The sequence below is a fragment of the Allobosea sp. P2_B12 genome (assembly GCF_056404835.1).
This window is the reverse complement of the sequence record NZ_JBFUDG010000005.1, coordinates 152,733-171,817: the sequence shown is the minus strand read 5'-3', so window position 1 is coordinate 171,817 and position 19,085 is coordinate 152,733. Positions and strand designations below refer to the sequence as shown.

The window sequence follows — 19,085 nt, the reverse complement described above, 5'->3', positions numbered from 1 at the left end:
CGCCAGCGATGCGAGTTCAGGTGGTCCGGCTGACGGATGACCTACGGTCCATCCATCCTGCCTCCCAAATTGCTATCAGTCTATTGCAGGTTTGATGGCTACCACGGCGGCTCTCGCGAGGGGATGAAGCCCCTCAGAACCGGCATTGAACGTGGCGAGGAAATCCTCGCGCATGCGCCGGCTCCAGAATTCGTTGATATGGGCGGCGATCGCCGCCACGGCCTGCTCTTCCGGGTAGGATTTGAAATAGTCGGCGATCTGCCCGGCCATGTGACCGAGCTTGGCCATATTGGCCAGCTTGACCGCCGCCGGACCGTGATAGTTCTGGCTCATCGCGCTTCGACTTCCAGTTGTTCGGCAAGCTCACCGGCAAAGAGGATCGCGGCATCGTGGCGGGCGACTGAAACAAGCGTCAGACCCAACCGCTTCGCCCGCTCGATCGCGAGCGAGGTCGGTGCCGAGATCGAGACCAGCGTGTCGGCTCCGAAGATCGCGGTCTTCTCGACCATCTCGAAGGAGGCGCGGCTGGTGACGAGGATGAAGCCCTCGCTCGCGTCGTGACCGGCGCGCAGCCGCGCCCCGATCAGCTTGTCCAGCGCGTTGTGCCGGCCGACATCCTCGCGAGCGGCCAGGATGGCGCCCATCGCGTCGCACCAGGCGGCAGCATGGACGGCGCGCGTGAGCCTGTTCAGCGGCTGGTGCCACTCCAGCGCGGCGAGCGCGGCCTGGATGGCGCCCTGCGAGACCGGCCGATGCTGCCCTGCGTCTGTGCCGGCCATCGGCATCTCGGCGAGGGTCTCGATGCCGCAGAGCCCGCAAGAGGTTCGTCCCGAAAGGTTGCGTCGCCGGGCCAGATGATCGCGGAAGCGGCCGGGCGCGAGCTCGACGGTGACGACGATGCCGTCCTGCTGCGGCGCGACCGCGATCCCCCTTATCTCATCGACGCTGCGGACGATGCCCTCGGTCAGGCTGAAGCCGGCGACGAAATCCTCGAGATCGGACGGCGTCGCCATCATCACCGCATAGGGCAGGTTGCCGTAGACGATGTTGATGGGCGCCTCGACGGCGACCTCGGCCATCGTCGCGGGCACCGGGCAGGCGTCGAAGCGCACCGGCTCGGCCGGCACGGCGCAGGAGGCCGGCGGCTGGGCCGGCGGGCTATTCCGCGGCATCGGCCAAATTTCCCGTGCTCTTGCCCGCGATGCGCCGCAGCGAGACGTCCTCCTCGCGGTTCTTCTCCTGCCACTGCGAGTAGTAGTTGGTCCGCCGGACCTCGACCGCCGTCACCTTGTATTCCGGGCAGTTGGTCGCCCAGTCGGAATAGTCGGTGGTGATGACGTTGGCGCCCGTCTCGGCATGGTGGAAGGTGGTGTAGACCACGCCCGGCTGCATCCGCTCCGAGACCTCGGCCTTGAGCGAGATGTCGCCGGAGCGGCTGGCGAGCGCGACGAGATCGCCAGATTTGATGCCGCGGTTCTCGGCGTCGAAGGGGTGGATCTCCAGCACGTCCTCGTCATGCCAGGTCGAGTTTTCGGTGCGCCGCGTCTGCGCGCCGACATTGTATTGCGACAGGATGCGCCCGGTCGTCAGGATCAGCGGGAAGCGGGCGCCGGTGCGTTCCTCGGTCGGCACGAACTCGGTCAGCATGAAGCGGCCCTTGCCGCGGACGAAATGGTCGACATGCATCAGCGGCGTGCCGAAGGGCGCCTTGTCGTTGCAGGGCCACTGCACCGAGCCGAGCTTGTCGAGCACCGCGTAGCTGACACCGGCGAAGCTCGGCGTCAGCAGCGCGATCTCGTCCATGATCTCGCTGGGATGGGTGTAGGGCATCTCGTAGCCGAGCGCCCGGGCGAGATCGATCGTGACCTGCCATTCATGCTTGCCCGAAAGCGGCTCCATGACCTTGCGCACGCGGTTGATGCGGCGCTCGGCATTGGTGAAGGTGCCGTCCTTCTCGAGGAAGGACGAGCCCGGCAGGAAGACATGGGCGTATTTCGCCGTCTCGTTCAGGAAGATGTCCTGAATGACGACGCATTCCATCGCGGCGAGGCCGGCGGTGACATGCTGGGTGTTGGGGTCGGACTGGGCGATGTCCTCGCCCTGGATGTAGAGGCCCTTGAAGGTGCCGCCGACCGCCTCGTCGAGCATGTTGGGGATGCGCAGGCCGGGCTCGTCATCGAGCGAGACGCCCCACATCGTCTCGAAGATCTGCCTCGTGCCCTCGTCCGAGACGTGGCGATAGCCGGTGAGCTCATGCGGGAACGAACCCATGTCGCAGGCACCCTGGACGTTGTTCTGGCCGCGCAGCGGATTGATGCCGACGCCCTCGCGGCCGATATTGCCGGTCGCCATGGCGAGGTTCGCCATCGCCATGACGGTGGTCGAGCCCTGGCTGTGCTCGGTGACACCCAACCCGTAGAAGATCGCCCCATTGCCGCCGGTGGCGTAGAGCCGCGCCGCCGCGCGCACTTCGTCGGCCGGAACGCCGGTGAATTCCTCGCTCGCCTCCGGCGAGTTGACCTCCTGCGCGATGAAGCGGGCCCAGATCTCGAAATCGGCGAGATCGCAGCGCTCGCGGACGTAAGGCTCGTCGATCAGCCCCTCGGTGACCACGACATGGGCGAGCGCATTGACCAGCGCGACATTGGTGCCGGGCTTGAGCTGCAGATGGTGGTCGGCCTTGATGTGAGGCGACTTGACGATGTCGGTCCGGCGCGGATCGGCGACGATCAGCCGGGCGCCCGCCCGCAAGCGCTTCTTCATCCGCGAGGCGAAGACCGGGTGGCCGTCGGTCGGGTTGGCGCCGATGACGAGGATGACATCGGCCTTCTCGACCGATTTGAAGTCCTGCGTGCCGGCCGAGGTGCCGAGCGTCGTCTTCAGCCCGTAGCCCGTCGGCGAATGGCAAACGCGGGCGCAGGTATCGACATTGTTGTTGCGGAAGGCGGCGCGCACCAGCTTCTGGACGAGGAAGACCTCCTCGTTCGTGCAACGCGACGAGGTGATCGCACCCAGCGATTCCCGGCCATACTTCGCCTCGACCCGGCGGAACTCGGACGCCGCATGGCCGATCGCCTCCTCCCACGAGACCTCGCGCCAGGGATCGGTGATCTTGGCGCGGATCATCGGCTTGGTGATGCGGTCCTTATGGGTGGCGTAGCCATAGGCGAAACGGCCCTTGACGCAGGAATGGCCCTCATTCGCCTTGCCGTCCTTGTAGGGCACCATGCGGACGATCTTGTCGCCCTGCATCTCGGCCTTGAACGAGCAGCCGACACCGCAATAGGCGCAGGTCGTGATCTTGGAATGCTCGGGCTGGCCCATCTGGATGACGCTCTTCTCCATCAGCGTCGCCGTCGGGCAGGCCTGCACGCAGGCGCCGCAGGAAACGCATTCGGAGCCGAGGAAATCGGTCGGGCCGGCGGCGACGCGTGAATCGAAGCCCCTGCCGGTGATGGTCAGTGCGAAGGTGCCCTGCACCTCCTCGCAGGCCCGGACGCAGCGATTGCAGACGATGCATTTCGAGGGGTCGTAGGTGAAATAGGGGTTCGAGGTGTCGAGCCCGAGCCAGTTCTCATTGGCGAAACCGTCCTTGCTCTTGGCGAAGACATGGTTCTCGCCCTCATAGCCATAGCGGACCTCGCGCAGGCCGACCGCGCCGGCCATGTCCTGCAATTCGCAGTCGCCATTGGCCGAGCAGGTCAGGCAGTCGAGCGGGTGGTCCGAAATGTAGAGCTCCATCACGCCCTTGCGCAGGCCGTGGAGCTGCTCGCTCTGCGTGCGCACGACCATGCCCTCTTCGGCCGGCGTGGTGCAGGAGGCGGGTGTGCCGCGCCTGCCCTCGATCTCGACGAGGCAGAGGCGGCAGGAGCCGAACGGCTCCAGCGAATCCGTGGCGCAGAGCTTGGGGATCTTGGTGCCCACGCTCATCGCGGCGGCCATCACTGAGGTGCCGGCCGGCACCGTGACGCTCTCGCCGTCGATCGTCAGGGTCACGGTCTTGTCGGCGATGCGGATCGGCGTGCCGAAATCGATTTCCTTGATCAGGCTCATGATGGCCTCCTCATTCCGCAGCCATGGGAAGCGCGGGTCGATCGAAATCTTCGGGGAAATGGTTCAGCGCGCTCAGCACCGGCATCGGCGTCAGCCCGCCCATGGCGCAGAGCGAGGCGTCGGTCATCAGCTTGGAGAGATCGCGCAGCACGGCGATGTTCTTCGGGCGCTCGGTGCCGGCGATGATGCGGTCCATCACCTCGACACCGCGCGTCGCGCCGATGCGGCAAGGCGTGCACTTGCCGCAGCTTTCCTTGGCGCAGAACTCGAAGGCGAAGCGGGCCTGTTTCGCCATGTCGACGCTGTCGTCGAAGACGACGATGCCGCCATGGCCGAGCATCGCGCGCATCGCCGCCAGCGCCTCGTAATCCATGGCGACGTCGAGCTGGGCCGCCGTCAGATAGGCGCCGAGCGGTCCGCCGACCTGCACGGCCCGGATCGGCCGGCCCGACAGCGTTCCGCCGCCCATATCCTCGATGATCTCGCGCAGGCTGATGCCGAAGGCGAGCTCGATCAGCCCGCCGCGCTTGACGTTGCCGCCGAGCTGGACCGGCAGCGTGCCGCGCGAGCGGCCAAGGCCGTAATCGGCATAGGCCTGCGCACCGTGATCGAGGATCCAGGGCACGGCGGCGAAGGACAGCACGTTGTTGACGATGGTCGGCTTGCCGAACAGCCCCTGCAGCGCCGGAATCGGCGGCTTGGCGCGGACGAGCGCACGCTTGCCCTCGAGGCTTTCGAGCAGCGAGGTCTCCTCGCCGCAGATATAGGCGCCCGCGCCGAGCCGCACTTCGAGACGGAAGGCGAGACTCGAACCGAGCACGGAATCGCCGAGGACGCCGGCGGTCTCCGCCTTCAGGATCGCGCGCTGCAGCGTCTTGAACGCATGCGGATATTCCGAGCGCAGATAGATGTAGCCGCGGGTCGCGCCCACCGCGATGGCGGCGATCGTCATGCCCTCGATCAGCAGGAAGGGATCGCCCTCCATCAGCATGCGGTCGGCGAAGGTGCCGCTGTCGCCCTCATCGGCATTGCAGACGATGTATTTCTGCTCCGCCCGCGCATTCTGGACGGTCTTCCACTTGATCCCGGTCGGGAAGCCGGCGCCGCCGCGCCCGCGCAGGCCCGAGGCCCGCACCGCCTCGACGACATCGTCCCCGGAGAGCGCGAGCGCCTTCTCCAGCCCGGCCAGGCCGCCATGCGCGCGGTATTCCGCCAGCGAGAGTGGGTCGGTGACGCCGATGCGCTCGAAGGTGAGGCGCTGCTGGCGCTTCATCCAGTCGAGTTCCTCGGTCAGGCCGAGCCGCAGCGCGTGGCTGCCGCCGGCCTGGAAATCCGCATCGAAGAGGCCAGCGACATCCCTGGCCGCGACCGGCCCATAGGCGATCCGGCCGGCCGGCGTCGCGACCTCGACCATAGGCTCCAGCCAGAGCATGCCGCGCGAGCCGTTGCGGACGATCTCGATCGTAACGCCGCGCGCCTGCGCCTCGCGGGCAATGCTGCGTGCGACGGCGTCCGCCCCGACGGAGAGCGCCGCGGCGTCGATCGGCACGAAGATCCTGATGGCGTCGGGAGAGAGCGTCATGAACGAACTCCCGTTTCCGTGCACAGCTCCGCGAGGCGGTCGGAATCGAGCCGTCCGATCAGTTCGCCATCGACGAGCGCGGAGGGCCCAAGCGCGCAGTTGCCGAGGCAGTAGACCGTCTCGACCGCCACATGAGAGTGGTCGTGGCCACAGTCATGGCTGTGGGTGTGGCCGTGAGCATGTCCATGGCCGTGACCATCGACCGCGATGCCGTGGCGATGCGCCAGGTCCTGAACCAACGCCTCGCAGCCCAGTGCCTGGCAGGCCTCGGCGCGGCAGAGCTTGATGACGCGGCGCGGCGGCGGGCTGGTGCGGAAATCATGGTAGAACGAGATCGTGCCATGGACCTCGGCGCGCGACAGGTTCAGCGCGTCGGCGAGCAGCGGGACCACCTGCGCATCGACATGGCCGAACTCCTCCTGCAAAGCGTGCAGGATCGGCAGCGTAGCGCCTTCGAGATGCACCAGTCCAGCGATGATCGAGCGTGCGCTGTCTTGGTCCCAGGCTGGATATCCGGTCATCATTCCTCCATCCGGCGCCGTTTGCTCGGCAGCCGCTTTCGGAGAAAATCAGGCCATACTGGAATGATTTCAAATCGTTTGTTCCGACTATACGATAGTCAGTAGCTATCAAAAACGACTTGCTTCGACATCGTCAACCGATAGACCTGTGATAACCTCTACTTATAGCCTGTTTTTGCGATGCCTGATAACCAAGCGCCGCGATCAACGATAGCCCTCAGCTATCCCGCGCTGACGCGTCGCGGGAGCACGGCCTCGGTGACCGGTTGCGACATCGTCAGGAGGTTGCGGGTCAGCGGCGCGAAGGGCTGGCGGTCGGCCACGATCAGTCCGATCGAGCGCTTCGCCTCGGGCTCGACCAGCGGCAGCGCCTTGGTGCCGAGCGGCACGCCGAAGAACTCCAGCAATTGCCGCGAGACGATGCTGGAGACGCCCTGGATGCCGGCATGCGAACACAGGTTGAAGATCGAATTGGTTTCGATCGCCGGCTTGGGCATGAAACCGACCGAGCGGAAGATGCCGTCGATGATGCGCCGGTTCTGCATGTCGGAGGTCAGGAGGCAGAGCTTGAGCTCGCCGGCCTGCGCCCAGGTTATGCTGTCGCGGCCGCCGAGAGGGCCGTCCTCGCGCGTCAGCAGCACATAGGCTTCCTGGTAGATCGGCTTGGCGATCACCCGTTCGAGCGGCTCGTTGTCGAGATAGGTCAGACCGGCATCGAGTTCGAAATTGTCGATGCGCTGTTGAATCTCCGACGAGGTTAGCGACAGAACGGTCAGCGAGACGCCGGGATAGCGCGAAGAGAACGGCGCGGTGATATGCGCGACCATCGGCAGCGCGGTGGGAACGGCGCCAAGCCTGATACGGCCGCTGACGCCCTCCTTCAGCTCCGCGATCGAATCCTTCATCAGGTCGGCTTCCGCTAAGATGCGACGGGCATGGGCTAAGACGGCCTCGCCTTCCTTGGTGAACCCCTGGAACCTGCGGCCGCGCTCGACGATGAGTACGCCAAGCTCTTCCTCGAGCTGGACGATCGCCGCCGACAGGGTCGGCTGCGAGACATGGCAGGCCTCGGCGGCGCGGCGGAAATGCTTTTCGCGAGCCAGTGCGTCGAGATAGACCAGTTGGCGCAGTATCATGCCCGACGCCCTCAAGCGCGTTCGCGTCCGTTCGCAAAATGCAGGAGCATGGCCGCTTAGTTTCAGCGCCGGTGTCAAGGCCAACCAAACACGCCGGCTCGTGGCCACGCGCTCTAACACCGCGGTGCCGCCTATAGTCGACGACTGTTATCGATAGCAGAACTTGTGGAGCCGCCATCTATTCGAGATGTCCGTTTTGCGGCAGCCCTCCAGCGTCAGCTATTGGCGCATGTCGGCAGGTCCGGCCATCCAGACCATCCGGCGCCGACGCTCGATCAGCCGCTCTTGATGCGAAATAGCGCAGAAACGGATGCCGAGGACGATCGCGCCAGCCAGCATCACGGCTTTTGTAGATTGTCCCGCACCGGCTCGGTATAGGCGGGGTCCAGCGCTAGATTGACGAGGTGCGCCAGCCGAAAGCCGGCCGCCTTGATGCGGTCCTGCGCTGTCTGTTCGAACTTGGCGAGGTATGCCTGATCAAACTCCTCGGATCGCTTTGGACCACGGGTGGGCAGTTTCGCCACGGTGGATGAATACTGGCAGGTCCCCGCGACCATGAGGCAGTATCGCACCTCGGGCTTCAGTGCGATCTCGAAGGACTCGTTGGCCCATTTCCACGGGTCCTTGCCTATGAGTTGCTTCTCTTCGGCCAGCGAGGTGTTGGCCTGCAAGGTATCAACGGCCCTGTAGGTGATGGTATTTTTGCTCCAGCTTTTCTTGAAATCCGTGCGCTTCCTGACTCGTTCGAACAAACCCGCCTCAAGCAGGCAGTTGTCCCAGATACCGTGCAAGTTTTTCACGCGGTAGCTCGATTTGCCGCATTTACCGCCGGTTACCTTGGCGCCGATCCCATTGCCACCGCGGTCGTCAGCGAAGGAAACATGGAGCGGCTGATGGATGTCACCGATCCAGTGGCCAAGCGCCATTAGTGAGAAGACGCGTTCCTCGTTTGGCTTGGCCGGGTCTTTCAAAGTGTCGAAATCCCGGCCGATGCCGGAGAGGATACAATCAGCGGCGCCCGGGCAGGCGCCGTTGGCGATGGATTTCGTATCGCGGCTGACATTGATAAAGTGATCGTCGGGATGCCGGCGGGGCATCGCATCTTCTTCCAGGCAACCGACATTGTACGATGTGTAGTGGCGATCAGGCAGTTTGCCCCGGCCCTTGACGTCAATGCCGCCCTGATCGACCTGGAACAGCTTTTTCAGCTCCTCGCGCGCTTTGTCGGTGAAATTTCGATACGCCAGATCGCAAACGGTCAGATGGCCGAATTTGCCCCAGGCACGCGCTTCCCCGGCCGATAAGACAAGGCCAGACCCTAGGGCAAAGATGAAGGCGATGATCGGATAGGCCCGCATGGTTGGCTCCCGTCTAATCGAACGACATCAATTACTCCCGTATTTTGCATGGCGCGTCCGGGAACACAACGTAAGGTAGGGAAAAAGACGGCGCTTCACGCGCAGCGACAGCGTCACGACCATCCACTGTCTAATGTTGGCGCGTTCCAGAAGCGCCGGCATGGCATCGCCGATCGCAGAAGGCGTCTTATGAAACCGACAGCACCCGATGGGTTCGAAGCATAGCAGTCCAGTGGCCACACAACGGCGAAACTCGGGCGAACACGCCTCGATACCTGATTAAGGACAACGCCATGACATTGAACTCACGCCCCCGGCTTGATGCACCACCCAATCGCAGGGCCCACAAAAAGGCGGTAGCCCACCGCTCCCGAGCGACCAGAATCCCACGTCGACCTTCCGCCGAAGTCCGACGGCTACCGCCTGCCATCACAAGCGCTTCACAGCCGCCTCGTCGCGCGTGACTCTATGCACCGCCTGGTCCGCTTACCCTGGGGGGCCTGCTCGGCTTGCTTTTGGCAAAATCCTTCAGCGGACGTACTTTACCGAAAGGCCGAGATCCACCCTGCTGCTTGCAGTCAATGCCCCTGTGAACGACAGTTTTCCTTAAGGCGCCTCGCGGCCTAACGGCAGACCGGCGATGCTGGGCCTGCGAAACCCGTCGTTGCGTCGCTTTTCCGACTTCTGGCGAGGTATGTGCTCCGTTTAACGATGCGCCGTGCTGGAGCTGATTGCTAGCATGGCTTGCCGGAAACACATTGTTCGATCCAGGGCTTGAAGTTCGGCAAGCGCGTATAGACCCCCGGCTTGCCTGGCCTGGCGCAGCCTCCGCCCCAGCTTACCACGCCTACCAGGATGGAAGGCTTCGAGGCCGTGACAATTGGCCCTCCGCTGTCCCCTTGGCAGGAATCTCGTCCACCCGCGGTCAGGCCGGCACAGATCATATTGTCCGTAAAGCGATCGCCATAAACGAGCGGGTCCGCACAGGTTTCCTTGGTCACGAATGGGATTTCGACAAACCGCAGGTCACGGACAGAATCACCATCCTCAACTGTTGCGCCCCACCCGGTGACGATCAGGGGACGATCCTCAACCAACACCGACTTCTCCATATGAGCGTCCAAAACCGGGACAGCTTGGACCGTGTCATTAAGGACCAGCGGTTGCTCCAACTCGATCAAGGCAATATCGCTATCGCTTTTTGCCTTCTTTCCGTAATCGCTGTTCGTAATAACTTGCTTCACAGCGTGACGTACGCTGGATTTTGCCAGAACATTCATACCTGCAACAACGTGAATATGCTCAGGTTTGAGACCTGGCACACAGTGAGCGGCTGTGATGATCCACCTTTCATTGTATATCGATCCACCACAGAAATGCGCCCACGCTGCATGGTTGATGGTGGCAACAGCCAGCGAAACTTGCCATGGATATGCGCCCATCGGAGCGGGCATTCCGCCTATGATCTTATCAATTTCTTTCTCTACGAAGCGTCTTACGGTTTCGTCGTAGTCGGCTGATCCAGTTTTGATGAATGTTTCCTTGGTAGGTTCTTGGGCAGCCAAATGGCCAAACGCTAAGACTGAACAGAGGGCGGTGACAGATGCTTTGACCAAGCGCATCGGCATTCTCCCGTTAGCGACTACCAAAAATACGAACGCGAGGGTTTTCGGCAGCAAAGTCTGCATCCTGCAAAATGCCTATGCGACCACGAGGAACAGTTTTGGCGAGCACATATGCGGCGTGCGCCGCCCGGTTCTTCAAAAGGGCAGCGTCGCGGGGGCTCAACGCCACGCCTTTGTTATCGGCCTTCGGCACGGATATCGAGATCCAATTGATTGTGGTGCTGCGCGCGCTGATCTCCGCCAGCTCGGCCGCGATACGCGCCTCATCCGAAACTCCGGCACTGCCAGCATCTGGCGCGGTCAGCTGGAATTCCTTTATGGCTCGTCCAAGGGGAACATCCCTTGTTCCCGCGGTTGGCGGGACGAGAACGTAGATCGAATCTGGCGACGAAGCCGTGGTGGATTTCAACCAGACACCACCTCTGGCATCTTTCTCGATCGCCTCGACTGCAAGCTTTGCGCCGACATTCAGCGAGGTAGCCACTGAAGCAGAGACGTCTGGACCGGTCCGTGCCGTCGTTGGCGATAGGACGACCACGTCTCGGTTACTCGCGAGGATGTTTCCTACCAGGTTTGGGTCGCGCTCGATGGCTGGCTTCTCCGGCAGGGTCTTAGCTGCAAACTGCTCCCGAATGCGGCCGAATCCAAATGGCCCCTTGATGCGCTGGCCGCTAACCGACTGCGTCAATGCGGTCGACCAAAGCGCATCAATCTGCTTCACATCAAACTGCGTGAATGTGGAGTTCACCCGTGTCCTTTCGGCGTACAGCCTCTTCGCGGCCAACGCATAAGGACCCAACCCGAAGACATTAAGGTAGTCGCGGATCGCCTCCGCGGTGCCGGCCTCCTGGGCAGCGAGCCAAGATTGCTTGAATTGCGCGGCCGCGACGTCGGCCGGATTTATGAAAACATCCAATGTAGACGAGCCATAAATCCATGGATTCTGGCCGTTCGACGTTTCATTCCGAACATCGGCTATCACCGATTTGTGGACACGATCGAATTCTTGATCCGGTGTGGCGAGCCTCTTTGCCAGAGCCGCGGTATATCGGCTGAGTCCTCCAACGGCATTGCCTAGAGACATCTGGCCCTCCGCCGCTGCGAAGGCAATTATATTGTTTGCAGACCCAAATCGGCTCGCCAGACCCTTCTCAATATCCAGATTCGCGCCATCTGATTTATCGATGAGCCCGGTAATATTTCTGCAGGCATCCAAAAACATGATAAGTAGTGCGGGATTCCTGAGATTGATTCTTTCTTGTAAGGCCGATGCGGCAAGGAACGTCGTCACGACTTTCGAGCTTTTTACCGGCTTCGGGAATTCCAGCGGCGTTAAATAACTTTCTCCCGCAAGCGAAAATCCGTGCCCTGAGTAGTAAAATACAACAAAATCGCCTTCTTCGATCGTATCAACAAAATTCAAGAAATGTTTTGTCAAAAATTCATTTCGTGTCCGAAAATTCTCGACCGTGGTAACTGTGAATCCAGCCGCCTTCAATTTCTCAGAAACGACACGGGCATCATTGACCGATCCAGGCAAAGGATCAGCACTAACATAATTCGAATTACCAACGACAAAAGCAAGCCGCCGAACCGGCGACTCGGTATTGTATTTTGGATCGGGTTGCGAACCAACGCCTGAAGCCTGCGCCACGAGAGCGGCAATCGTCAGCAACAGGACCAGCGCTTGCCGCATGCAAGTGACCTCCAAGGCGCTGCGACAATGTTGCACGGAGGGTTACGTTGCAACCTAAAAGTGATGAGACCTAGGCACCCATCGATTTCCGCCTCTTACATCAGACTTGCTCGAGCCACCGTTGCGGCAGGGGGGTGTAGCAAACTGGTTGAAGGCGATCTGACAGCTTGGCTCCGCAAGATGAATAGCCATTGTAACCGGCAGGCTCGAACCCCAGCACCCCCAAATCTCAATCCAGAGTGAGCTTGTTCTCGCAACTGCGTTCCTCGCGCACAAGACTGACTTTGCGGCAGTATTGGTTTTTACTCCTACAGCAAAAGCTCCCCCGGACGCGGGCGGCTCGGCGTCGATGAGGGGATGCTTCCGCGAAACAGCTCTGCCTTTGCTAACGGCTTCGACTTATTGTTCCTCAAGTTTGATTGACAGTGAGGTTCCGATCTCATCTCCGTTCTGGAAATAGAAATCTTCAGCCATGGCCTTTTGAGCTAGCGCTTCGACTTGTGTTGCAGTTACCGTGTTGCCGGCTGCGAGAAGTTGCGGAACTCCATCATCCATCCGCTTTTGAAAGCGGACCGAGCCGAACTCCGCAGGGCGCTGAATAATGAGGCCGGATTCGGGAGTTACATTCACGCTTCCACCGCGAACGAGAGCCGTCACATCGACCCGCTTAACGCAATCCGCCCCCACCGGGCAGGGTTTGCCCTTGATCAGCTTTGCCCATTTCGGCCCGCCGACCAGGACGGCGTAGTACATGACGCCAGCCTGAATGGGTGAAACGCCGCTTTTCAAAAGTGCTTCGTGAAAAACCTTGTGCGTCTGGCGCCAAGGCCGGACGTGCCGGACACAGTAGTGATCATGGATCACGGCCGCCCGGATAAAGGCCGGCTCGAAGGATTGACCAGTGAAGGGCTTGGCCCAGGAGGGGATCGAGGCACCGTCAGTGATCAGGCCCTTGGCCGCCTGCCAGCCAATCCCAGCCGCATCGACGAAGCCAAAATCCTGGCCAAGCGTGCATTCGCCCGTTGCCTCGCAGCCCGGCGGCAAAAGTTCCAGCGTACCGGTAAAATCCGCTCGGGCAGCCTGCACCGCAAGACACCCTATCCCCACAAAGAGAGTCGCCAACAACGCCCGCCCTGCAGATTGCCTCATCGCATCCTCCCGCGTCAGCAACAGCAACGTCGCGCAAGCCACAGCCGGATGCAACCGGAAAGCAAAACGATTGCGACGGTAGCCGCTAGTAGATTCCGTCGGCTTGATTATCGCCCGCTCGCAGCACGAATTGCTCCACCGCGTTGCCGGTCAGCTTCAACATGTGTCTCCCATTAGGCACGCGCGTGCTTTCGCAGAGGAGCTCGCGGCACCAACCAACGACGCCTGTCAGATCGCGCGGTGGGCGTAGTGAGCGCAGAGCTTCAGACAGACAATACAGGAGCCTACGGGCCTTCGCTCATCCCGCTTCAACGAAGACCTCGGGCAGTTCGACAAACGTTACTCGCTGATTCGGATCGTCGATAGATTTGCGATAATCAGCAATTGTTCAGCCAATTATCCTGACGAACTGGTCCGCCCCGAGCGAAATACTGGTAGCCGTGGAGCTTGCCAGCCTTCAGCAACGCACGACGCTCGGCAGCCTGGTCGCAAATGTCGGCTTTGGGACGTGCGCCCACGTCAGCTTGGCGCAAATCTAGGGCACGGCGTAGATCGAAGCTCAGTTCGCTGTGAGCATGGTCTCTTGCTCTTCCCAATCGCGGGGAATCGCCACCCCTCTCGCCAGATCACTTCCTGAGATCGACAGATTGCCGGTCCCATCGAGCCCCCCTTCAATCACTTCGGGTTTGAGGAACGCCAGCGGCAGAAGCTGCGCGACATAGCGCTCGCTGACATGCTCGGCTGTCGCGATCTCGCGCATCGAGGCGACGCGTCCACTGACCAGCTGGTCGTACCAGGTGACGGCGCGCGCGATGGCCTTGATCAGCGACTTGTCGAGCCGCGCGGTGGCGTCTGCACCGTCGCCCGGCAGCACAACCAGATGCAGATCCTGGCCCTTCTTGACGAAGCGGGCCTCGATATCGATCGCGGCGGGCGTTGGGTCATCGTTCGCCCTGGCCTGCCCGTCTGCGAAGGATGCGGCCGAACCAAACGGAGTGGCTTTGAGCTCAATACGAAGACCGTCGCGGCGGATCGTGATCCGATCGACGAGGCGATGAACCGCTTCGCGCTGACGTAGTGCAATGGGATGCTGGAGTTCGCCAGCGAGACTGGCGGCCTCGCGGGTGAGATGCTGGATGGTGTCAGGCGAAGCATCAGGCTCCAGCATGTGCGCCATCAGCCATGACCGGTCACAGAGACGGGTTGCGAGCGCCTGAATGACGAGCGGTTCAATCTCGCCGGCAGGAATCCGCATCGGATCGGTAACATCGGGCTTGGTCACATAGTAGCGGTAGCGCCGACTCTTCTTGACGGCATGGTCCGAGCCCAGGCGTTTGCCATCCGCATCGAACAGCAGATGCGTCAGCAAATTGGCGTTCTTGGCCTGGCCTCGAAGGCGCTGCTGGCGCTTGCTCACGGAGAGGTACTGCTGGACGGCGCCGAACGTCTCGCGGTCAATGATCGCTTCGTGCTGCGCCTTGTAGCGTTCGCCAGCGTGGGCGATGTCACCGACATAGATCGGGTTGGTCAGGATCCGGCGCAGATGCCCGATGCTGAACGGGCGCCCACCCCACTCCCGGTTTGAAGCGGATGTGAACGCCACGGTCGAAACGCGTGCATCGTCGAGCTCTTCTTTCAGTCTGAGCACGCTCCCGAGCGCCAGGAAGCGTTCGAAGATGCGCCGGATGATCGCCGCGGATTCGTCGACGACCTTGAGCGATCGGCCATCTGCGGCATAGCCCATGGGAACGAAGCCGCCCATCCACAGGCCCTTCTTTTTGGACGCCGCGATCTTGTCGCGAATGCGCTCGCCTGTGACCTCGCGCTCGAACTGGGCGAAGGAGAGCAGCACGTTCAGGGTCAAGCGTCCCATGCTGCTTGTGGTGTTGAAGGACTGCGTCACCGAGACGAACGACACGCCCCTGGCGTCGAAAGCATCGACCATCCTAGCGAAGTCGGTCAGCGAGCGTGTCAGGCGATCGACCTTATAGACCACGACGATGTCGATCAGCCCGGCATGGATATCGGCAAGCAGCCGCTTGAGGCCGGGCCGCTCCATCGAGCCGCCCGAGAAGCCACCATCATCATAGGCCGATCCGATCGCCTTCCAGCCCTCATGGCGCTGTGAGATGACATAGGCCTCGCAGGCCTCGCGCTGGGCATGCAGCGAGTTGAAATCCTGCTCCAACCCCTCTTCCGAACTTTTGCGCGTGTAGATCGCGCAGCGGATTGTACTGGGCTTGCCACTGACGCGATCACGCATCGGCCACCGCCTGCTGCCTCTCGAGCCGAGCCTTGGCTGCGTTCTTGTTGCGGTCGTCGCGCTTGAGCCCGAAGAAGATCCAGCCGTTCCAGGTCGCTCCCGTGATGGCTTTGGCGACACCGGAGAGCGAGCCATAGCTCGTGCCGTTCCAGGCAAAGCCGTCGGCCATGACCATCACTCGGTGCGTAGTGCCCTGCCAGACGCGGATCAGCAACGTGCCGGGCTTGATCGACGAGGTTCCCAGCACCTCGTCGAAGCGACCATCGCGCGACGCCGCTGCGAGCTGGCGCAGGCGGCGCTTCACTGGAGTTGGCAAGCCGCCGAACTCGGCGACCTGGATCTCATGGGCGAGCGCTTTCCGCAGCAGCTCGCTGCGGAAGGCGCGCGGCGCCGGACGGCCGGTAACCTGGAGCCAGCGCGAGCGCATGGCATCGAGATCGAGATGATCGAGCTTGGCCAGCTCGGCAGTCAGGTCGAGCGCCGGCTGGTCAACTGCGGCTGCGCGGGAAAGCGCTTCCCTGCTTGCACGGGCGACCATCATGCCGCCTCGGATTCGGTGACGACCGTGACTGCAGTCGGCGGAGCATTGCGATAGATCGTCGTGCCATCATCGCGCTTCGCGCGCTCGACCGGAATCCCGCGCTTGCGCAGACCCGTCAGCGCCGCGCGGGTCGTATGCGCAAGCCAGCCTGTCGCTGCCATCAATTCGTCGATGCTGGCGCCCTCGGGGCGCGCAAGCAGTTCGATCACATCGGCGAGCTTCGACCCCGCGCGCGGTGACGCGGATTGAAGACCAGAGATTGGCGGCTCGGCTGCTGGTTGATCTCCCTTCCCGGCCGTGGGCGGAACGGGAGCGCCTGTCTCTAAGACGCCCTGCCCAGGACCGGCCTCGTCGGTAGCGTCAGCGCCGGTTGCGGTATCGGGCTCCTGGTCCTCACTTTCGACGCCGATGGTGACCAGGCCGTGACGGCTGATGCGGTAGGTGAGCTGTTCCGCAGCGCCCGGATCGAAGGCAACACGTTGGAGTTCGCTCTCGGGAATCTCTTCGATCAGCGCTTTACCGAGAAGCGCGGCGAGGACCTTCTGTCCCGCGCCACCACGCAGGCGATCAGGTAGGACGATCCGCAGATCGTCGCGCTGGGCGGCTGCGGACAGGATGAGAAGTTGGGTGTCGCTGAGGACAGGACCAGACATTTGAAGCTCCGTTCAATCGAAACGGAGCACATCGCCCCGTCACTGAGCGGAGCCCCGGATCCGCTGGGTGCGGAGGGGGCTGGTGGCGGTCGCGCTGTAAAGCCGACCTGCTGAACACAGCAATGCTTGGCTCAGCACGAAAATGGAGTGATTTGAAGCAGAAACTAAGATACATGACCAAAGTCCGATCACGCTCATCTTTTCGAATCTGGATGTGAATATTACCGTTTTGTAGAACTATACTCGCTGTCGGCATCGCAGCCTCTATGATGCGCGAAACCGTAATGCGCCGATAGTGTTGAAAAAATTCGCCGCAATACTTGAGAGTCAGTTCGGCCGGCTGCGTTGTGAAAATTTCATCTTTGCTCGGATGACAATACCCCCGTAGCCAGAATTTTCATGAAGCGCGGGAAATGTTCTTCTCCGCCAAGCGCATCGACCCCGCCGGAGAGATAGCGATCATACGGCGATAGAATGTGGCGCGCGGGATGCCGAACTCCCTTCGCGCCGGCAGAGTTCGGCAATGCTCTCCTCGCCGCGCACGCCTTCCAGCACGATGAGGATCTTCTCTTCGTCCGAGAACTGCCGGCGGGTCGCTCGCCGGATGTCCTTCACGACTTGCTCTACCGGCGCCTTCTCCAGCCCGAATTTCTGTCTCATCTGCGCTCCATAAGAAATGCGATGATCCAGAAATCCTCCCTTCCCGAAAATCCCTAAATGGTCCCAAGGGCGCTGATGGCGAACACCTGTATCGATGCGCATGGCTTCCTCTTCGTCGCCGCGATACCGAAAATTCAGCACCGACGCGAACTGAGTTTGATATTTCAAATGTCATGAGCATCCAACAACGCCCAAAGACACCTCTCACCGCGCGCGAAGCGCCCGAGCGCCGACCCTGTCAAAATCTTGATCCGAGAACTGCCGAAAATGCGAGTGCTACGTCTATTCTGGCAGCAGCCGATGCCCTATGGTCACCCTGCGCAATCGAGAATCGGCTCTTGGCTTGGCGGCTTCATCAGTGACCACGGTAAAGCTGCTTGACCGGACCCGGCGCGTGGTCATTCCGCGATCTGACGCGTGGACACCGCTGTCGGATTCGGACATCTGGGCGCTGCAAAGGCGCTATTTCGAGGAGGTCGGCGTCGAGGCCTGGCGCGCCAACATCGTTCCGAGCTACGTCACGACGAACCCCTACATCGCCGGCGCCTATGCCGAAATCCTGCAGGATGTCTTCTCCGAAACCGGCGCGGGGTCCGAGCCCGCGCAGCCGACGCATGTGGTCGAACTCGGCGCCGGCTCCGGACGTTTCGCGCTCGCCCTCCTGACCCGCCTGTTCGCGGAGGCGCCGCCGGCTGCGCCGGTCTGCTACGTCATGACCGACATCAGCCAGGCCAATATCGACTTCTGGCGCGGGCATCCGGTTTTCGCCCGCTTCATCGCCGATGGCAGGCTCGATTTCGCCCGCTTTGACGCCGACCGCGACGGCGAGCTCCGGCTCCAGGTCAGCGGCCGGATCATCGCGCCGGACCGCCGCTGCGGGCGGCTCGCCGTGATCGCCAATTATGTCTTCGACGGAACGACGCAGGACCTGTTCCAGCTCGAGGCCGGCCGGGTGCGGGAGCTCATCGTCCGCATCGCCGCTGGCGACGACCCCGACGCAGCGCCGGCCCAGCGCATCGCGGCGCTGCGGCTCGACCATCGCGCCACCGCCTGCCGGCGCGACCGCTATGCCGATACCGGCTGGAACGCGCTGCTTGCCCGCTACGGCCGGGAGCTCGCGCGCGGCGCCGTCCTGTTCCCGAGCGGGGCGCTCGGCTGCCTTGCCCGGCTGCGAAATCTGACGGCGGGGCCGCTCGTCGTCCTGTCCTGCGACCGCGGCCGGACCCGGCTGAGCGATTATGAGAACCTGGACCCGCCGCAGCCCCTGCGCCATGGCAGCTTCTCCTTCGAGGTCAATTACGATGCGCTCGCCGGCTGGACCCGCGACGCCGGCGGCATCGCGCTCCTGCCCGACCATGGCCATGCCAGCATCGCCGTCGTCGGCCTCGGCCTCGGGCTCGAGCCATCGGCCGCGCAGCGCTTCGAGCGCGCCTATCGCCAGCAGGTGCGCCGCTTCGGGCCCGATGATTTCTTCATGCTGAAGCAGGCCTGTGAGGCGGGCTACGACGCGATGAGCCTGCGCCAGCTGATCGCGCTGCTGCGGCTGAGCGACTGGGACGTAGCGATCTTCCGCGGCTGCTATGACCGCCTCGTCGCCTGCCTGCCGCAGGCGACCGAGGGCGAGCGGCGCAGCCTGGCCGAGGGGCTGCACGCACTCTGGGCGCATTATCTCGATCTCGGCGAGGAGGACGACCTCGCCTTCGGCATCGGCAGCCTACTCGCCGGAATGAAGCGCCCGGCCGAGGCGATCCCGTTCTTCGAGACGTCGCTGGCGCGCGATGGCGACGACCCGGCGACGCGCGACAACCTCGCGCTCTGCCGCCGCGCCGTGGCACGGGGAGCTTAGCC

Annotated in this window: 14 protein-coding genes and 1 pseudogene; 1 reads left to right on the top strand and 14 read right to left on the bottom strand. The window is 62.5% G+C overall.

Features of this window, described 5'->3' with window-relative positions; translation table 11 throughout:
• Positions 1 to 75: 75 nt before the first annotated feature.
• The 14 genes and pseudogenes from AC1DYU_RS14450 to AC1DYU_RS14385 form a co-directional block, all read right to left on the bottom strand.
• Positions 76 to 333, bottom strand: coding sequence for a formate dehydrogenase subunit delta (locus AC1DYU_RS14450; protein WP_476792225.1), 258 nt, complete (start codon positions 331 to 333; stop codon positions 76 to 78).
• The gene (gene fdhD, locus AC1DYU_RS14445; RefSeq protein WP_476792224.1) at positions 330 to 1,172 is read right to left on the bottom strand and encodes a formate dehydrogenase accessory sulfurtransferase FdhD; all 843 of its coding nucleotides are present in this window, start codon (positions 1,170 to 1,172) and stop codon (positions 330 to 332) included. Before fdhD ends, AC1DYU_RS14450 begins: the two co-directional genes overlap by 4 nt.
• Positions 1,159 to 4,053, bottom strand: a complete 2,895-nt coding sequence (fdhF, locus tag AC1DYU_RS14440) for a formate dehydrogenase subunit alpha (RefSeq protein WP_476792223.1) — start codon at positions 4,051 to 4,053, stop codon at positions 1,159 to 1,161. Before fdhF ends, fdhD begins: the two co-directional genes overlap by 14 nt.
• A 10-nt stretch (positions 4,054 to 4,063) precedes the next feature.
• Positions 4,064 to 5,635, bottom strand: coding sequence for a formate dehydrogenase beta subunit (locus AC1DYU_RS14435; RefSeq protein ID WP_476792222.1), 1,572 nt, complete (start codon positions 5,633 to 5,635; stop codon positions 4,064 to 4,066).
• Positions 5,632 to 6,156: an NAD(P)H-dependent oxidoreductase subunit E gene (locus tag AC1DYU_RS14430; RefSeq protein ID WP_476792221.1), complete on the bottom strand. Its 525-nt coding sequence runs from the start codon at positions 6,154 to 6,156 to the stop codon at positions 5,632 to 5,634. Before AC1DYU_RS14430 ends, AC1DYU_RS14435 begins: the two co-directional genes overlap by 4 nt.
• Positions 6,157 to 6,377: 221 nt before the next feature.
• A complete protein-coding gene (locus tag AC1DYU_RS14425; protein WP_476792220.1) occupies positions 6,378 to 7,292 on the bottom strand; it encodes a LysR family transcriptional regulator in 915 nt (304 codons plus the stop codon).
• Positions 7,293 to 7,630: 338 nt separating this feature from the next.
• Positions 7,631 to 8,650, bottom strand: coding sequence for a S1/P1 nuclease (locus tag AC1DYU_RS14420; protein ID WP_476792219.1), 1,020 nt, complete (start codon positions 8,648 to 8,650; stop codon positions 7,631 to 7,633).
• A gap of 734 nt (positions 8,651 to 9,384) precedes the next feature.
• Positions 9,385 to 10,272 (bottom strand): serine protease, encoded by an 888-nt coding sequence (locus AC1DYU_RS14415; protein ID WP_476792218.1) that lies wholly within the window; start codon positions 10,270 to 10,272, stop codon positions 9,385 to 9,387.
• Between the two features lie 13 nt (positions 10,273 to 10,285).
• Entirely contained in the window at positions 10,286 to 11,971 is a 1,686-nt protein-coding gene (locus AC1DYU_RS14410; RefSeq protein WP_476792217.1) for a caspase family protein, read from the bottom strand.
• 399 nt (positions 11,972 to 12,370) lie between these two features.
• The gene (locus tag AC1DYU_RS14405) at positions 12,371 to 13,120 is read right to left on the bottom strand and encodes a DUF1353 domain-containing protein (RefSeq protein ID WP_476792216.1); all 750 of its coding nucleotides are present in this window, start codon (positions 13,118 to 13,120) and stop codon (positions 12,371 to 12,373) included.
• 559 nt (positions 13,121 to 13,679) lie between these two features.
• Positions 13,680 to 15,383, bottom strand: coding sequence for a recombinase family protein (locus AC1DYU_RS14400; RefSeq protein ID WP_476792407.1), 1,704 nt, complete (start codon positions 15,381 to 15,383; stop codon positions 13,680 to 13,682).
• Complete coding sequence (locus AC1DYU_RS14395) at positions 15,376 to 15,924, bottom strand: DUF2924 domain-containing protein (RefSeq protein WP_476792215.1); 549 nt, start codon at positions 15,922 to 15,924, stop codon at positions 15,376 to 15,378. The genes AC1DYU_RS14400 and AC1DYU_RS14395 overlap by 8 nt, the downstream gene beginning before the upstream one ends.
• Positions 15,921 to 16,577 (bottom strand): DUF3489 domain-containing protein, encoded by a 657-nt coding sequence (locus tag AC1DYU_RS14390; RefSeq protein WP_476792214.1) that lies wholly within the window; start codon positions 16,575 to 16,577, stop codon positions 15,921 to 15,923. The genes AC1DYU_RS14395 and AC1DYU_RS14390 overlap by 4 nt, the downstream gene beginning before the upstream one ends.
• A 486-nt stretch (positions 16,578 to 17,063) precedes the next feature.
• A pseudogene (locus tag AC1DYU_RS14385) lies at positions 17,064 to 17,237 on the bottom strand (transposase); the annotation flags it as partial.
• 394 nt (positions 17,238 to 17,631) lie between these two features.
• Between AC1DYU_RS14385 and AC1DYU_RS14380 the strand changes: the two are divergent.
• Positions 17,632 to 19,083, top strand: coding sequence for a hypothetical protein (locus AC1DYU_RS14380; RefSeq protein WP_476792213.1), 1,452 nt, complete (start codon positions 17,632 to 17,634; stop codon positions 19,081 to 19,083).
• Positions 19,084 to 19,085: the final 2 nt, after the last annotated feature.

Excerpts from the sequence above, each read along its gene's own strand:
- AC1DYU_RS14395 (WP_476792215.1), bottom strand. The coding sequence starts at position 15,924 with ATGATGGTCGCCCGTGCAAGCAGGGAAGCGCTTTCCCGCGCAGCCGCA.
- AC1DYU_RS14450 (WP_476792225.1), bottom strand. The coding sequence starts at position 333 with ATGAGCCAGAACTATCACGGTCCGGCGGCGGTCAAGCTGGCCAATATG.
- AC1DYU_RS14400 (WP_476792407.1), bottom strand. The coding sequence starts at position 15,383 with ATGCGTGATCGCGTCAGTGGCAAGCCCAGTACAATCCGCTGCGCGATC.
- AC1DYU_RS14405 (WP_476792216.1), bottom strand. The coding sequence starts at position 13,120 with ATGAGGCAATCTGCAGGGCGGGCGTTGTTGGCGACTCTCTTTGTGGGG.
- AC1DYU_RS14430 (WP_476792221.1), bottom strand. The coding sequence starts at position 6,156 with ATGACCGGATATCCAGCCTGGGACCAAGACAGCGCACGCTCGATCATC.
- fdhD (WP_476792224.1), bottom strand. The coding sequence starts at position 1,172 with ATGCCGCGGAATAGCCCGCCGGCCCAGCCGCCGGCCTCCTGCGCCGTG.
- AC1DYU_RS14420 (WP_476792219.1), bottom strand. The coding sequence starts at position 8,650 with ATGCGGGCCTATCCGATCATCGCCTTCATCTTTGCCCTAGGGTCTGGC.
- AC1DYU_RS14435 (WP_476792222.1), bottom strand. The coding sequence starts at position 5,635 with ATGACGCTCTCTCCCGACGCCATCAGGATCTTCGTGCCGATCGACGCC.
- AC1DYU_RS14410 (WP_476792217.1), bottom strand. The coding sequence starts at position 11,971 with ATGCGGCAAGCGCTGGTCCTGTTGCTGACGATTGCCGCTCTCGTGGCG.
- AC1DYU_RS14425 (WP_476792220.1), bottom strand. The coding sequence starts at position 7,292 with ATGATACTGCGCCAACTGGTCTATCTCGACGCACTGGCTCGCGAAAAG.
- AC1DYU_RS14390 (WP_476792214.1), bottom strand. The coding sequence starts at position 16,577 with ATGTCTGGTCCTGTCCTCAGCGACACCCAACTTCTCATCCTGTCCGCA.
- AC1DYU_RS14415 (WP_476792218.1), bottom strand. The coding sequence starts at position 10,272 with ATGCGCTTGGTCAAAGCATCTGTCACCGCCCTCTGTTCAGTCTTAGCG.
- fdhF (WP_476792223.1), bottom strand. The coding sequence starts at position 4,053 with ATGAGCCTGATCAAGGAAATCGATTTCGGCACGCCGATCCGCATCGCC.